At 31.5% G+C, this 362-nt stretch carries 1 protein-coding gene; it reads left to right on the forward strand.

Going from position 1 to position 362, the window contains the following annotated elements:
- Positions 1-76 precede the first annotated feature (76 nt).
- Positions 77-362, forward strand: a 286-nt coding sequence (locus C1E99_RS01145; RefSeq protein ID WP_330848213.1) for a cadmium resistance transporter, incomplete at its 3' end; no start/stop codon positions are given.

Raw genomic sequence — 362 nt, forward strand, 5'->3', positions numbered from 1 at the left:
TTGGTGGAGCTGAAGTTGACATCTACAAAGTTTAATGTTAAAATTCATTCAAAAATATATTTGAATGAGGTGTTTTATGATTCAAAATGTTGTTACTTCAATAATCCTGTATTCTGGGACAGCCGTAGACTTACTTATTATCCTAATGTTATTTTTTGCCAAAAGAAAAAGCAGAAAAGACATCATCAACATCTATTTAGGACAATTTCTAGGCTCTGTTAGTCTAATATTACTAAGTTTGCTTTTTGCATTTGTCTTAGATTATATTCCTAGTAAAGAGATTTTAGGTTTGCTCGGTTTGATTCCAATTTTCCTAGGCCTCAAAGTTTTGCTTTTAGGAGATTCTGATGGAGAAGCTATTG

Source organism: Streptococcus suis (assembly GCF_002964045.1).
In the GTDB taxonomy this organism is placed as follows: Bacteria; Bacillota; Bacilli; order Lactobacillales; family Streptococcaceae; genus Streptococcus; species Streptococcus suis_U.